The sequence below is a fragment of the Rhodococcus gannanensis genome (assembly GCF_042681175.1).
Classification (GTDB): Bacteria; Actinomycetota; Actinomycetes; order Mycobacteriales; family Mycobacteriaceae; genus Rhodococcus_G; species Rhodococcus_G gannanensis.
The window spans coordinates 837,211-852,286 of record NZ_JBHUFB010000009.1; the positions used below are offsets into that span (position 1 = coordinate 837,211).

The following is a 15,076-nucleotide window of genomic DNA, read 5'->3' on the forward strand; positions in this document are numbered from 1 at the left end:
AGCACCGTGATCAGTATCGACGAGCTCGACGCCGCACTGCTGGAACTGCTCACCGCCGATCCGCGGGCGCAGATCATGGATCTCGCCGCCCGGCTCGGCGTCGCCCGCAACACCGTCGCGTCCCGGATGCGGCGGCTCGAGGAGACCGGGGTGGTGTCGGGCTACCGGCCGGATATCGACCTCCCCACGCTGGGCCTTCCGGTGCTGGCGTTCGTCGGCGCCGAGACCGTGCAGGGCAGGATCAAAGCCGTCCTCGAGGAACTGCGCGACGTCCCCGAGGTCCTCGAGGCGCACACCACCACCGGCCGCGAGGACCTGCTGATCCGCATCGCGGCCCCCTCACACGAGGATCTGCTGCACGTCCTCGAACGGATCCTCGGCATCGACGGAGTCGCACACACCTCGACCACCCTGGTCCTGACCACGGGAATCAAGTACCGCACGCAGCCCCTGATCGACCACATCACCCACCAGGCAGGGCACGGCCGGTCTGCGGCAGGTGGACAAGAGGAGCGCTGACCGTGTCGCTCTCGGCCGGCGCGATCAGCTGTACGGGCGCTCGGCGGAATCCCGGCCTGCCCACCGCGACCGGCTCGCAGTTCGGCGCAGGCGAGTGTGCGATCCGGTGGAGCACGACCCTCCGGTCCGGGTCGGCGACGTGCTGGAGGTCCACGCCGGCACGGATGCCGTAGCGGTCGTCGCAGGTCCGGGCGTCGTCCGCGCACTGGGCCCGCACCGGGCACCCGACGCACAGCGCGGCGATCCGGGCGGTCACGATCCGGGACGTGCGGGCCGGCGGGAACCACCACGACTCGGGAGTCCGCGCGCAGGGCCGACCCGGGTCGACCCACCAGCTCGCGTCGTCGTCCGGTCGCGGGATCGCGGTTCCCACCAGTGGCTCCTCGTTGTCGGTGGCCCCGCGGCGAGTGCGGGCTCACCTCACTCTCGTGGGTCGGCGTCGCCGGCACCAGGGCCGAACGTCCCGGCTCCCCGGTCCAGCCTTTCGTCGAGCCACCGGCGCAGAGGCGGGCCGTACTCGTCGTGCGACAGCGCGAAGTCCACCGCGGCACGCAGGTATCCGCCCGGGTTCCCGAGATCGTGCCGATCGCCGCGATGCACCACCACGTGCACCGGATGGCCCTCGTCGATCAACAGGGCGATCGCGTCGGTCAGCTGCAGTTCCCCGCCCTTGCCCGGCGGCGTCCGGCGTAGCGCGTCGAAGATGGCCCTGTCGAGGACGTATCGCCCGGCCGCCGCGAGCGTGGACGGGGCGTCCTCGACGTCCGGCTTCTCGACCATCCCCACCACCCGGAGGACGTCGAGATCACCCTCGGCATCGTCGCCGTTTCCCTGAGCAGCGACGACGTCGAAGACGCCGTAGGCGCTGATCTGGTCCTTGGGAACGTCGATCGCGCACAGCACGCTGCCGCCACGCTCTGCCCGTGCCCGGGACATGGTCTCCAGGACGCCGCGCGGCATCACCAGGTCGTCCGGCAGCAATACCGCGATCGCATCCTCGTCGTCCCGCAGGACCGATTCCGCGCACGCGACAGCGTGTCCGAGCCCGCGGGGTTCCTCCTGGATCACCGACTCGACGGACAGCAGCCCCTGCGCGCGGCGGACCTTCTCCACCAGGTGCGTCTTACCGCCCGCACGCAGCCTGCTCTCCAACGCCGCGTCCTCCGCGAAGTGGGCGACCACCCCGTCCTTGCCTGCGGACGTCACGATCACCAGCCGGTCGGCCCCCGCCTCGGCGGCCTCGCCCGCGACGAGTTCGATTGCGGGAGTGTCCACCACGGGCAGCAACTCCTTCGGCACGGACTTCGTCGCGGGGAGGAAGCGGGTGCCCAGGCCGGCGGCTGGAACGATCGCGGTGCCGATTCGTGTGGCGCCGGCGGTGCCGATGTGTGTAGCGGTCATGACCGGTACTCCCATCCCGCCGTCTGCCAGCGTTGCCGATCGAGGCACAGGCGGCCGTCGACCACGGTTCTGCCGCGGGTCACCGCGGCGACCGCGCGCGGGTCGAGGTGCACGAACTCGGGCCACTCGGTCAGGACGAGGACGGCGTCCGCGCCCTCGCACGCGTCCATCGCCGAGGACGCGTAGTCGAGGGTCGGGAACACCCGACGGGAGTTGTCCGCGGCTTTGGGGTCGTAGACGGTGACGGTTGCGCCCTGAAGCTGAAGCTGCCCTGCGACATTCAGTGCCGGTGAGTCTCGGACGTCGTCGGAGTTCGGTTTGAACGCCGCGCCGAGGACGGCGATGCGGGCACCGAGGAGCGATCCGCAGGCGTCGCGGGCAATATCGACGATGCGACCGCGGCGCCGCATGTTCACACTGTCCACCTCGCGCAGGAAGGTCAGCGCCTGATCGGCACCGAGTTCGCCGGCACGTGCCATGAACGCCCGGATGTCCTTCGGCAGGCATCCGCCGCCGAATCCGAGTCCGGCGTTGAGGAACTGGCGACCGATGCGGGGGTCGTGACCGATCGCCTCGGCCAGCGCGGAGACGTCGGCGCCCGCGGCCTCGCACACCTCGGCGACCGCGTTGATGAACGAGATCTTGGTGGCGAGAAAGGCGTTGGCGGACACCTTCACGAGTTCTGCGGTGGCCCGATCGGTGACGAGGAACGGGATTCCCTCCTCGATCAGTGGGCCGTACACCTCGCGGGCCACCTGTTCTGCGCGCCCGCCCGGGACGACGCCGAGCACCACTCGGTCGGGATGCAGGGTGTCCGCGACCGCATACCCTTCGCGCAGAAACTCGGGATTCCAGCTGATCTCGACGTCGATTCCCGACGCGAGCGCGTTCGCCCGCTCCGCGAGCCGTTCGGACGTGCCGACCGGCACCGTCGACTTGCCGAACAGGACGGCGTCCCCGCCGAGCCTCGGGACCAGGTGGTCGACGACAGCGTCGACGTGGCGGAGGTCGGCTCCCAGGTCGCCCTTCTTCTGTGGTGTCCCGACGGCGATGAAGTGCACGTCACCCCAGGCGGCGGCCTCCTCGTAGGAGGAGGTGAACGTCAGGCGGCCGAGGTCGATGTTGCGGCGCAACACCTCCGCGAGCCCGGGTTCGAAGAAGGGGACCTCTCCGGACTCCAGTTTCGCGATCCGTCCGGGGTCGACGTCGACACCGAGGACGTCGTGTCCGAGTTCCGCCATGCAGGCGGCGTGGGTGGCTCCGAGATAGCCGGTGCCGATCACTGTCATTCTCATGGGTGCAACACCTTTCACCAGATTCTCAGAGCGTGTCGTGCGGTGGCGGTAGTGGCGGGCGTACTGGTGAGCCGCCAGTCGGGCTTCTCGGCGTCGTCGATTTCGAACCACACCAGCCCGCTGACGCGGGTCGTGCTCAGGTAGTCCACGAGGCCGGTGATCCAGTCGTTCTTGTCGGGTCCGGGAGCGCAGCCGGTCTCGTTGATCCACAACGGTTTCGAGTCGTCGATGGCGTCGATGGCCGCGAAGGTGGGACCGAAGACCCCCTCCGGGGACAGGTGCGCGGTGCCGTACTCGGCGGCACTGTAGCCGTCCACCGCGGTCACGTCCACCACGTCGCTGCCGGGATAGCAGGCCGCGAGGAGCGTGGGGTGGTCCGGGTGCACGATGTTGGGACACCACACCCACCGGACGTTGGTGGCGCCCTCCTCGGCGAACACCCCGTGCAGCCATCGCCACGTCTCGACGAAGAGGTCCGGAGACCCACGGTTGACCGTGACGGACCACGGGTACCAGTCGCTGTTCATCTCGTGACCGAATCGGAGCAGCACGTCCCCGTCTGTGCCTGCCGCTGCGCGCGCCCACTCGCGAACGTACGGCTCGTGGTCGGCGAGTGCACCGAGTCGGTACGCGCACTGCTCCGCACCTCGTGCGGGATGCCAGGGCTCCCAGGTGATCTCCGGGGTTGCGCCCATCTCCCGGATCGCGGTGACCGCTGCGGTGGGGAAGGGGTTTCGCCACTCCCAGGCGTCGAACAGGCTGACGACGTCCACCGTGCGGCCGAGGGTGGCGCCGATCCGGCCTGCGTGGTCGGCGCTCGCCGGCGACGTCCCGGTCGCGGAGACCCCGAACAGTCGAGGCCCCACGTTGCCCGAGAGGCGAGAGAGTGCGGTACCGAGCACGGCCCCGCCCACCGCTGCTCCCCCGAGCGTCAGCAACGCGGACCGCCGCGACATCACCGGATCCCCTGACTGTCGAGGGCATCGGACAGTGCGGGAGCCAGAAGGCGAGCCGCGGTCGCCGACAGGTGCGATTCGTCCCGGTAGAGCAGCGTCCCGTTGCGGACTGCAGCGCAGTCGTTTCCGTCGCACAGGTAGCCGTTCAGATCGACGACGGAGACCCCGGACAGGTGACCCGAGGTGGTGCCCGCGATCACCGGGTCCACCCGGTCGGACGCCGAGAACGAGCACGCCGCCCAGTCGTCCAGAGCGGACGAGATGCACTCGGGTACATCGCTTCCCGGGTACGGGGTGTCCCGGATGTAGGTAATGCGTGCACCCGAGTCCCGGAGTCGGTCCAGGCTCGCCGCCCAGGCGCTCAGCAGTTCGTCGTGCTGTGGGATGTACATGTTGAGGGACGACAGCACGATCAGGCTCGGACGCATCGCGACGATGCGGTCGATCTGTTCGGCGCGCCAGTCGGTGCAGTGCGACTGCGAGAACCGGGCCGACTCGCCGGCGCGGGGCGCGATGTCCGGCACCGGGCATCCGGACTGGGCGATCACGGTGAGTTCCCAGCCTCGTTGCTCGGCGAGCACCTGCAACGTGGGCTGCCACTGGTGCGCATGGCTGTCGCCGAACAGCACGACGGGGGTCCCACCGCTGACCCCGAACGTGCAGTCGGGCTGCGTGGACGTGCGGTCCAGCAAGCAGTCGGCGCGTTCCGGGATGTCGGCGCGTGCATCGATGGGTACGGGATTCACGGCACCGGAGTTCGCGGTGGTCGAGGTCCCGAACACCTGCGAGAAGCTCGCCGCGGTCGGGGCCTGTGCGCCGGTGCTCAGCTCGTCCACCGCCCGCGTCCCGGTGGCGAGTACGACTGCGGCGGCGACGACGGTCGCGGTCAACCCGACCGCGGCCGCGGCAGGCATCCGCGACTGCAGGTCCCGCGACCGCATCAGCGGCGCCTCCACCAGCAGGTACGTCGCGGCGGCGAGTGCGAGGGAGACTCCCGAGAGAGCCAGCTTCGCCGGCCAGCCCAGCTCGCCGAGGTACGCCTCGGCCACCACCAGGACCGGCCAGTGCCACAGGTACCAGGAGTACGACCACCGTCCGATGATCCGGAGCGGCGGGGTCGACAGGAGTTGTCCGGACACCGATCTCGGGCCGGCCGCGATCAGGGCGACCGTGCCGAGCGTCGGCACGACCGCTGCCCAGCCCGGGTACGGGGTGTGGGAACCGAACACGACCATCGAGGCCAGCACGGAGAGCAGGCCGACGAACCCGACCGCATCGGCGGCGAACGTTCTGGAGGCGAGCCAGGTCCCGCCGAGCGCGAGGAGTGCACCGGCCCCGAACTGCCATGCCCGGGTGTACGTCGCCATGTATGCCAGACCGGAGTTCGTGTACGTCAGCCACAGGGATGCCGCGAACGAGCCGGCGGTCACCGCGCCCACGGCCGCGACGGTCGCGGTGCGCGGCGACCAACGGACCCGCCGGGCGACCCAGAACACGCCGATCAGCAGCGCAGGCCACACCAGGTAGAACTGCTCCTCGACGGCGAGCGACCAGAAGTGCAGCGCGACACTGTGATCAGAGGATGCCGCCAGGTAGTCGTTGCCCTGTGCGATGAACCGCCAGTTCGACACGTAGAACAGTGCGGCCAGCAGGTCGAAGGCGGAGCGGAACACCCCGAGCAGGGGGAGCACGAACCAGATGGCGACCGCGGACGCGGCGATCACCAGTGCCGCGGGCGGCAGGAGGCGGCGGGCGCGGCGGGCGTAGAACGCGCCCAATCGGATCCGGCCGGTGCGTTCGTGTTCCCGGATCAGGAGCCCGGTGATGAGGAAGCCGGAGATCACGAAGAAGACGTCCACGCCGACGAAGCCCCCCGTGACGGTCGGGACCCCGGCGTGGAACAGGACGACTCCGAGGACGGCGATCGCGCGCAGTCCCTCGATGTCGGTGCGGAATCGCGATCGGGGCGCGCCGTCCGCAGGCGCTGTGGGCTGGGTGAGTGTCGTGGTCATGACGGTCCCCCTCAGAGCCACGGAAGCATCAGGTCGAAGCCGCCGAGCGCGACGACGGCGAGCAGGACGATGACGAGGGTGTACGCGACGGCCTCGTAGCCGCTGATCCGGTTCTCCGTCGCCGCGACGGCAGGGGCCGCGGGCCGCCGCGGCGGGCCGATCACCTCGAGGGTGCGCAGGAACGCCACGAGCAGCGGCAGCGACAGGTACGTGTAGCCGAGGAGGAAGATCGCCATCATCCAGAACTCGGTGACGCCGTAGTGGACGACGTCGTACCCCCACGCTCCCCAGGACGCGACGAGCCCGACGGCGATCGTCACGGACCCGAGGATGCTGATCGTCCGGGCCAGGGAGCTCTTCTTCCCGACGGCGCCCGTCGCGACCCAGCCCTTGGTGCGTCCGGTCAGTTTGTGGGTGATGGCGAGCGCGTGGCAGAAGCTGTACGCCATCTGCACCCGCATGACCTCGAACCGCCACGTCGACTTCGACACCCGCGGCAGCAGCACGAAGTACACCCAGGCACCGGCCAGGAACGGGACGAAGTGGGCGGCGCGGACCTCGAGGGGGACGAAGACGGCCATGATGACGCCCGGGATGTGGATCGCGAAGACGTTGATCGCTGTCGAGATGTAGTACATGAATCCGGCCCAGAAGCAGATCCGCTGCCGGAGGCTCAGCGGATGCCGATGCGCGTTGCCGCTGCGCAACAGGGTGATGGACCCGTTGCACCACCGGTACTGCTGGTTGAGGAACCCGGCCGTGTCGGACGGGCACAGTCCCTTCGACACCAGGATCGGGACGTACTGTGTCGCGAAGCCGGCGCGGAGCAGGAAGATGCCGGTGTGGACGTCCTCGCTGTGCTCGATCTGGGCGAAGCCCCCGGTGGCGGCGAGAGCAGCCCGGCGGTAGACGGCGCAGGTGCCGACGCAGATCGGCGCGCCTGCGGCGTCCCGGGACGGCTGCACCCACCGGTAGAACAGCTCCTGGGTCGCGCCCGCGGTGCGTTCGAGCCAGTTCATCGACGGCGAGGTGTCGAAGTACTGGGGGCTCTGCACGATGCCGACCTTCGGATCGTCCATGTAGGGGACGAGGTGGTCGAGGAAGTCGGGACGCGGGCAGAAGTCGGCGTCGAGCACGACGATGAACTCGCCGTCCGTGCTGTCGTACGCGTGCTGCAGGTTGCCTGCCTTCTTCATGTGTCCGCGGTTGGGGCGGACCAGGTACCGGAAGCCGTGCGCGCGGGCCTCGGCCGCCACTTCGGGTCGGTCGGCGTCGTCGAGGACCCACACCGTGAGCTCGCCGGACCAGAGCATGCGCTCGACGTGGTGGTAGGTGTTGCGGAGGACGTCGAGATCCTCGCCGCACGTCGGGAGGAAGACGTCGACGGACGGTCCGACGGGGTTCTGTCGCGCCCAGGTCTCGACCGTGCGGCGGTGCGAGTCGGCCGAGATCCGGCGCCGGTTCCACCCGGACAGCGCGGAGATCACCGATCCGCAGATGTTCACGGCCAGTACGGCCAGCAGCGGCCACAGCCACACGCTGTTGGCGGCGAAGCGCGCGAGGCTGAGCGCGGCCAGCCCGAACGCGACGGTCATGCACACCTGCACCCAACGGCGTTGCGGACCGAGATATGCGTAGAGCTCGGAATCGTCCGGTGGCGAAACAGGGCCTTCCGGAATTCGTGTCGAATCGACTTCCGGGCGTAATTCGATGGTGGTCGCCGTCATCCCCCGACCCTTCTGAGAAGAAATGGTGTGGGTGAATCCGCCGGAGAAATGCGCTGCGAGGGAGCGGCGATCTCTCCGGCGGATTCACGAATTGCACGCCACCCCTCCGGGGCCCGAGGCCACCGGATCCGTCGTGCAATGCGCCAAGTATCGGCGGCGGGCCGGCCGTCACGCGGGGCTTGATCGCATGGTCGGAGCGTTGTCGCAGTTGACGGCGCACAAAGTTCCGTCCGGTCCGGACGCGGTCCGGCGACCGCGGAATCCGCGCCCAGGTGCGGATTCGTGACGTCGGTCTCAGACCCCTGGGCAAACGCCGTCCGGTCTGGAATAACAACTGCGCGCGCCTCCTTCGTGAGGGCGCGGACCACTCGAATTTCGGAGCCCACATGGACACCCACCCGGACAGTGAGAATCCAAGGGTTCAGTTCGCCGCCAGATTCGCGCTCCTGTACGAACTGGCGGGCCGGCCCGTTCTCAAGAGACTTGCCGATCGGGCGAATTCCACGATCGTCACGACGGACACCCGACGCACGTCGTTCGTTTCCGCTCAGCGCCTTTCCGACTGGCGCAGCGGAAAGAACGTCCCCGCGCGTTTCGACGGACTCGCCGCGGCCCTGCGCGTCCTCGTCGCGGCGGCCCGCACTCGGGCACCGGAGCCGCCCGTCGACGGCCTGTACTCGCTGCACCGGTGGCAGGCCCTCTGGGAGCGGGCGCAACGGAGCAACCCCATCGCGTCGGCTCCCACGACCGCCGCGACGCCACCACCCGAGGTGGCGGGGGAGATCCCCAGCCCCTATCGCGGTCTCGCGGCGTTCGGTCCCGACGACAGCGCGTTGTTCTTCGGCCGGGGCCGCGCGACCGCGGCGCTGCTGGCGAAGGTGCTCGACGACACCGACGAACTCGCGATGACGTTCGTGGTCGGGGCGTCCGGGGCAGGCAAGTCGTCGCTGCTGCACGCCGGGCTGCTGCCGGCGCTCGCCCCGGAGCGGTCGGCGATCGAGCTCTCACCCGGCCGCGACCCGCTGGCCGCCCTCGACGCGGCACTCGAATCGCGGCCGGGTGGTCCCTGCATCCTCGTCGTGGATCGCTTCGAGGAACTGTTCACCCAGTGTGGCGACGAAACTGCGCGGGACAGTTTCGTCGAGCGGCTCGTCGCCCTCGCCCGCGACCGCCGGTACCGCGGTGAGCGGGTCGACGCGGTCGTCGCTGCCGTCCGCGCCGACTTCTACGAGCACTGCCTGCGGATCCCCGACCTCGCGCGGTGCCTCGAACACCATCAGATGGTGCTCGGGGCGATGACCCGCGACGAGATCGCGCTCGCCGTCACCGGACCCGCCACCCTCGTCGGGGTCGACGTGGAACCGGGCCTCGTCGACGTCGTCGTGCGGGACCTCGGCGTCGGCAGCGGAGCCGGGACGGCGTCACAGGGCCACATCGGGGCGCTGCCCCTGCTCGGGCACGCGATGCTCGCCACCTGGAACGCGCGCACCGGCCGCACCCTGACCGTCGCCGCGTACGAATCGGTGGGCGGGGTCCGTGGCGCCGTCGCGCGAACCGCCGAGGAGATGTGGTCCACGCTGACCGCACCCCAGCGCGACGCGGCGCGGCAGATGCTGCTGAACCTGGTCACCGTGTCCGAGGACGGCCGCGACACGCGCCGACGGCAGTCCCGTGACCGGCTGCTCGACGTGTTCTCGGACACCGGAGCCGCGACGACGGCACTCGGCGCGCTGACCGCCTCCCGGCTGGTCACGGGGGATGCGGCCGGTGTCGAGCTGACCCACGAGGCCGTGTTCGAGGCGTGGCCGCGGTTCGCGGAGTGGCTCGACGAGGACCGCGCGTACGCGGTGCTGCGTCAGCGGCTCGACCGGGACGCCGAGGAATGGCTGCTCAGCGGCCGTGACCCTTCTCTGCTGTACCGCGGACCGCGACTCGACTCGGCCACGACCTGGGTGTCGGACGGCTCCGGGAACGTCGGGGCCGCGGCCCGAGAGTTCGTCGAGGCGGCGCGGGCGCAGGACCGGGCGACGCGTCGGTGGAAGGGCGGCATGGTCGCCGCACTCGTGATCGTCACCGTCGTCGCGACAGTTCTCGCGATCACCGGACAGATCCAGCGGGCCGCATCCGACCGGCAGCGTGACGACGCGCAGTTCGCCGAGGTGCTGGCTCAGGCGGCGCGCGCCCAGAACTCGGATCCGTCGTTGTCGGCGCAGTTGTCGATGGCCGGCGCCGACATGAGGCCGGACGACGCGACGGCACACGCGCTGGTGCTCGCCGGTCAGAACGCGCCGCTGGCACGTCCGCTGACCGGCCACGACGGCGCCGTGTACGACACGGCGGTGGCGCCGAGCGGCATCGTCGCGACCGCCAGCTACGACAGGTCCATCCGGCTGTGGGACCCGGTTTCCGGTCGTTCGGTGGGGGTGCCGCTGACCGGGCACACCTCCTGGGTGACCAGCGTCGCGTTCAGCCCGGACGGCACCCTCCTCGCCAGCGGCAGCGGCGACGGGACGCTGCGGCTGTGGGACGTCGCCGACCCCGAACGGCCGAAGCCGATCGGCGGACCGGTCACCGGGCACACCGGCGCGGTCTACATGGTGGCGTTCAGCCCGGACGGGCGGACGGTCGCCACCGCGGGCGACGATTCCACGGCCCGGTTGTGGGACGTCGGGAACCCGCTCGCGGTCGTCCCGCTCGGCACGCTCGCCGGGCACACCGCACCCGTGCGGTCCGTGGCGATCTCACCGGACGGGCGGACGGTCGCCACCGGCAGCGACGACGGCACCGCCCTGTTGTGGCGCATCGGGTCCGGCCGGCCGGTGCCGTGGGGGCCGCCGCTGCGCGCGCGTTCCGACTCCGTGCACTCCGTCGCGTTCAGTCCGGACGGGCGGCTGCTCGCGACGGGCAGCGACGACCACAGCGCCAGGATCTGGCGGGTCGAAGATCCGAGTGCACCGACGCCGGGCAGCACGCCGCTGATCGGGCACGAAGGGGCCATCTGGTCGGTGTCGTTCAGCCCGGACGGTCAGTCGCTGGTGTCGGCGAGCTGGGACGGGACCGCCCGCGTATGGGGGCTCACGGACCCGGACCGTCCCACCGACCTCGGTGGACCGCTCGTCGGCAGCAGCGGCGGACTGACCACGGCCGACTTCACCCGAGACGGGTCCGCGGTGATCACCGGCGGGCAGGACGGCGTGGTGCGGGTCTGGACCCTGTCGGCCGCGGTCCTCGCCGGGCACACGCGCCGCGTCGCCACCCCGGCCGTCGACGGCACCGGATCGGTGATGGCGACGGGGTCGCTCGACGGGACCGTGCTCGTCTGGGACATCGGCGACGGTCGCACGCCGACGGTCCGGCAGCGGTTCCGGTCGCTCGACGGGCTGGGCATCGAGAACATCGCGCTGGCCGCGGACGGGGCGACGCTCGCGACGTCGAGCATCGGAGGCGGTCGGGTGCAGCTGTGGGACCTGGCCGCCGCCGCGCCCGAGCCCCTCGGGCCGCCGCTGGAACTCGCTGCCCGCTACACCCACGAACTCGCGTTCAGCCCGGACGGCGGACTGCTCGCGACCGCTGCCGACGACCTGTCCGTGCAGTTGTGGCGGGTGCAGGACCGGACCCGTCCGACCCGCGTCGGGTCCCCGCTGACCGGTGCCGCGGGGTGGGTGAACGCGGTCGCGTTCAGCCCGGACGGTTCGACGCTCGCCGCCGGCAGCAGCGACAAGACGGTCCGTCTGTGGGACGTGTCGAACCCGGACATGGCGTCGCCGTCGGGCGTTCCGCTGGAGGGACACGACGGCGCGGTGAACTCGGTGGCGTTCGCACCCGACGGGCGGACGGTCGCGAGTGGCGGCGACGACCGCACCGTGCGGTTGTGGAGCCTCGACGATCCGGCCGGGAACGAGCGGATTCTCCACGGGCACACCAGTACCGTGCGATCGGTCGCCTTCAGTCCGGACGGCCGCACGCTGGCGAGCGGGAGCGACGACCAGACGGTGCGGATCTGGGACGTCGACGGTTCGGAGCACGCGGTGGACGGCCGCTCGATCGTCCCCAACGGCACTGTGCGCTGGCGAGTGGTGTTCGACCCGGCGAGCGATCGGTTGTTCGCGGCCGGGGAAGGCGGTGCGGTGCGCTCGCTCGAACTGGACAGCGATCGGGTGGCCGACCGGATGTGTGCGGCGACCGACGGAACCCTCACCGAGGAGCAGTGGTCGCAGGTGCTGCCGAACCTCCCGTACCGGCCGCCCTGTGACTGATCGCCGCGCGTCGGTGCGCCCGCCTAGGCTGGCTGCATGACTGTCTCCGCCGACCCGCTGGAGACGCTGCACACCAGCGACCGGCCGCTGCTGATGGCGGCGACGCTGGCGCCACTGGGGCGCGGTCGCGGCGATCCGTGCCATCGCGTCACCGCCGACGGATCGCTGTGGCGGACGACCCTGATGCCGAGCGGGCCCGCGACGTGTCGACTCGTGCAGGTCGACCGGTGTTCGGTGCGGGTGACGGCATGGGGCGACGGCGCACACGAGTTCCTGGACTCGGTGCCGGATCTGCTCGGAGAGTGCGACACCGCAACGGATTTCGCTCCCGAACACCCGATCCTGGTGGAAGCGCATCGACGTTACCCGGGGCTCCGCATCCCGCGAACGGGCCGGGTCCTCGAGTCGCTGGTCCCCGCGATCCTCGAACAGAAGGTGCACGGCATCGCGGCGCGGGCCTCGTGGCGCCGCCTGGTCACGGCCCACGGTGAGGATGCGCCCGGTCCGGCGCCGACCGGGATGCGCGTGCCGCCGCCCGCCGAGGTGTGGCGGCGCGTCCCGTCCTGGGAGTTCCACCGCGCCGGCGTCGACCCGAAGCGGTCGCGGACGATCGTCGCGGTAGCCGCCGTCGCGGATCGCCTGGAGGAGGCGGTGACGCTGTCACCGGTCGACGCGGCACGCCGGTTACGGATGGTGCCCGGGATCGGGCAGTGGACCGCCGCCGAGGTCGGGCAGCGGGCCTTCGGAGACGCGGATGCGTTGTCGGTGGGGGACTTTCACCTGGCCGCGATGGTGGGCTGGTCGCTCCTCGGCCGCCCGCTGGACGACCCCGGCATGGTCGAGTACCTGGAACCCCTGCGCCCGCACCGCTACCGGGCGATCCGCCTGCTGGAGGTCAGCGGCACAGCGGTGAAGCCGAAATTCGGCCCCCGAACCGCCGTCACCGACCACCGGTCGCGCTGACGCGCCTGTGCGCACTTCTGGTAGTGGGGGCTGCCAGAAGTGCGCACAGGTCACGGCGCCTGGAGCACGGCGAGGGCAGTGCTGAACAGTTCGCGGCGCAGGTCGTCGAGCGGCACGACCGGGTCGTCCTCACGTTCCCACGCGGCGAGGGCGCCGATGACGTAGCGGCCCATCAGTGCCACCCGCCGGTCCCGCGAGTCCTCGGGAAGGTGGTGGAGTGCGTCGCGGATGTCCATCAGGAGTGCGTGCACGACCATCACCGACTCGGTGCGAGGCTGGTCGGCCTCGGCTTCGGCGTCGAGTGTCAGGTAGTCGAGGTTGATGGTGGCGAGCCACTGTTCGGAGAAGCGGGCCCAGTAGCTCGGGCTGTGCCGGGCCATGTCTGCGACGAGTGGGTCGAGGTATGCGCGCATCATTGCCTGCAGGTCGAACCGGTCGTGGTCGCGGGCGTCGGCGACGAGTGCGGCGCGTTCGATGTTGATCGGAATGGTGTGCGAGTCCCACACCGCGAAGAGCAGTTTCTCCCAGGACCCGAAGTGATAGGTGACCGCGGAGTTGTTGCGCTGACCGGCCTCCTTGACCACTTCGCTCACCCGCACTCCGTGGAGTCCGCGTTCGGCGACGAGGCGCTCGGCGGCCTGCACGAGCGACTCCCTACCCCTTGACTGTTGCGTCCTTGTCACGGTACTAAGAAATCCTTCTTAATCGTAATCGAGGTCACATCGCCCTCGTTTCTGTGTCCGGAGGCATCATGCACCCCTTTGGTTCCGCTTTCTCGCTCCGCATGATAAGAGGGATCGCGGCCGCTGCGACCGTCTGGACGGGCTCCGTCTCGACCGGCTCCAGCGACATCGTGCCTGTTCCCGAGGCCGGCGACGTCGTCTCTGCGCAGCCGCTCACCAACGCGGCGGTGCTGCCGAGTGCGGCCCGGAGCGAATCCATCAGCTACATGTCGGAGAACGGCAGCGGCAACCCGATCGTCGTGACAGGCACCGTCGCGATTCCGGCGGGTACCGCCCCCCAGGGCGGCTGGCCGGTGCTCAGCTGGGCGCACGGCACCACCGGCATCGCCGACCAGTGCGCCCCCTCGCGGGACACCGTCGACGGCCCGGTCCACGACTACGTCGGCGCAGTGAGCGCCACCCTCGACGAGTGGGTGAAGGACGGATACGTCGTCGTCCAGACCGACTACGAGGGCATGGGCACCCCCGGCGACCATACCTACCTCAATGCGCGGTCCGAGTCGAACGCCGTGACGGACATCGTCAGGGCAGCAAGGAATCTCGACCCGAGTATCGGCAACCGGTGGGTCGTCGGCGGCCACAGCCAGGGCGGTGCCGCGGCGATCAGTGCCTCCGAACTGGCCGTCGACTACGCGCCCGAGCTCACGCTGCTCGGCGCGATCTCGGTCGCACCGGGCAGTGGTCTGAGCCAGACCCCGACGTACATCAAGTCCGGCAACCCGGCGATCGCGCCCGCGCTGGCGTTCTACCCGATCATCCTGCTGGGTGCGGCCGCCGCTGATCCGGCCGTCAAGCCCGAGGAGATCGCGACCGCGGAGGCCGAGCCCCTGATGGCCGCCGCACGCAACGGCTGCATCGCCGACATCCGTGCGGCGATCCCGTCGGTGCCGGTGGACAAGGCGATCCGCCCCGAGGCAGACCTGGGTCCGTGGACGCAGTACCTCGTTGCACAGGAGCCGGCCAACGCGTCGCCGAAGGTTCCGGTGCTCGTCGCGCAGGGCACCACCGACACGCTGGTTACCCCGGCTGCGACCGACGTCGTGGTGAAGAGCCTGCGGGACAAGGGCGCTCAGATCGACCTGCGCACCTACGAGGGGGCCGATCACCGTGCCAGCGTCGGCGCCTCTCTCGAGGACGCGCAGGCGTTCGCCGCGTCGCTTCGATAGTCGCCTGCGGCGACCTGTGCGCACTTTTGGTAGCTCCC

General features: G+C 70.5%; 11 protein-coding genes. 4 read left to right on the forward strand and 7 right to left on the reverse strand.

Features of this window, described 5'->3' with window-relative positions:
• Positions 1-6 precede the first annotated feature (6 nt).
• Positions 7-519 (forward strand): Lrp/AsnC family transcriptional regulator, encoded by a 513-nt coding sequence (locus ACFSJG_RS10630; RefSeq protein ID WP_378485169.1) that lies wholly within the window; start codon positions 7-9, stop codon positions 517-519.
• Here ACFSJG_RS10630 and ACFSJG_RS10635 read toward each other — a convergent pair.
• The 6 genes from ACFSJG_RS10635 to ACFSJG_RS10660 are packed head-to-tail and all read right to left on the reverse strand — an operon-like array spanning position 464 to position 7,778.
• Complete coding sequence (locus ACFSJG_RS10635; protein ID WP_378485170.1) at positions 464-892, reverse strand: WhiB family transcriptional regulator; 429 nt, start codon at positions 890-892, stop codon at positions 464-466. The genes ACFSJG_RS10630 and ACFSJG_RS10635 overlap by 56 nt on opposite strands.
• 47 nt (positions 893-939) lie before the next feature.
• Complete coding sequence (locus tag ACFSJG_RS10640; RefSeq protein WP_378485171.1) at positions 940-1,920, reverse strand: UTP--glucose-1-phosphate uridylyltransferase; 981 nt, start codon at positions 1,918-1,920, stop codon at positions 940-942.
• Positions 1,917-3,215: a UDP-glucose dehydrogenase family protein gene (locus ACFSJG_RS10645; RefSeq protein WP_378485172.1), complete on the reverse strand. Its 1,299-nt coding sequence runs from the start codon at positions 3,213-3,215 to the stop codon at positions 1,917-1,919. Before ACFSJG_RS10645 ends, ACFSJG_RS10640 begins: the two co-directional genes overlap by 4 nt.
• A 14-nt stretch (positions 3,216-3,229) precedes the next feature.
• A complete protein-coding gene (locus ACFSJG_RS10650) occupies positions 3,230-4,171 on the reverse strand; it encodes a glycoside hydrolase family 26 protein (protein WP_378485173.1) in 942 nt (313 codons plus the stop codon).
• The gene (locus tag ACFSJG_RS10655; protein WP_378485174.1) at positions 4,171-6,183 is read right to left on the reverse strand and encodes an acyltransferase family protein; all 2,013 of its coding nucleotides are present in this window, start codon (positions 6,181-6,183) and stop codon (positions 4,171-4,173) included. Before ACFSJG_RS10655 ends, ACFSJG_RS10650 begins: the two co-directional genes overlap by 1 nt.
• An 11-nt stretch (positions 6,184-6,194) precedes the next feature.
• Entirely contained in the window at positions 6,195-7,778 is a 1,584-nt protein-coding gene (locus tag ACFSJG_RS10660; RefSeq protein ID WP_378485175.1) for a glycosyltransferase family 2 protein, read from the reverse strand.
• Positions 7,779-8,296: 518 nt separating this feature from the next.
• On the opposite strand from ACFSJG_RS10660, the gene ACFSJG_RS10665 reads away from it, so the two are divergent.
• Together ACFSJG_RS10665 and ACFSJG_RS10670 are read left to right on the forward strand one after the other, a co-directional pair.
• A complete protein-coding gene (locus ACFSJG_RS10665; protein WP_378485176.1) occupies positions 8,297-12,166 on the forward strand; it encodes an nSTAND1 domain-containing NTPase in 3,870 nt (1,289 codons plus the stop codon).
• 36 nt (positions 12,167-12,202) lie between these two features.
• Positions 12,203-13,129 carry a DNA-3-methyladenine glycosylase family protein gene (locus ACFSJG_RS10670; RefSeq protein WP_378485177.1) on the forward strand — a complete coding sequence of 309 codons (927 nt, stop codon included), beginning with the start codon at positions 12,203-12,205 and terminating at the stop codon, positions 13,127-13,129.
• 50 nt (positions 13,130-13,179) lie between these two features.
• Here the strand turns inward: ACFSJG_RS10670 and ACFSJG_RS10675 are convergent, their stop codons facing one another.
• The gene (locus tag ACFSJG_RS10675) at positions 13,180-13,773 is read right to left on the reverse strand and encodes a helix-turn-helix domain-containing protein (protein WP_378485178.1); all 594 of its coding nucleotides are present in this window, start codon (positions 13,771-13,773) and stop codon (positions 13,180-13,182) included.
• A gap of 140 nt (positions 13,774-13,913) precedes the next feature.
• On the opposite strand from ACFSJG_RS10675, the gene ACFSJG_RS10680 reads away from it, so the two are divergent.
• Positions 13,914-15,038: a lipase family protein gene (locus ACFSJG_RS10680; protein WP_378485179.1), complete on the forward strand. Its 1,125-nt coding sequence runs from the start codon at positions 13,914-13,916 to the stop codon at positions 15,036-15,038.
• Positions 15,039-15,076: the final 38 nt, after the last annotated feature.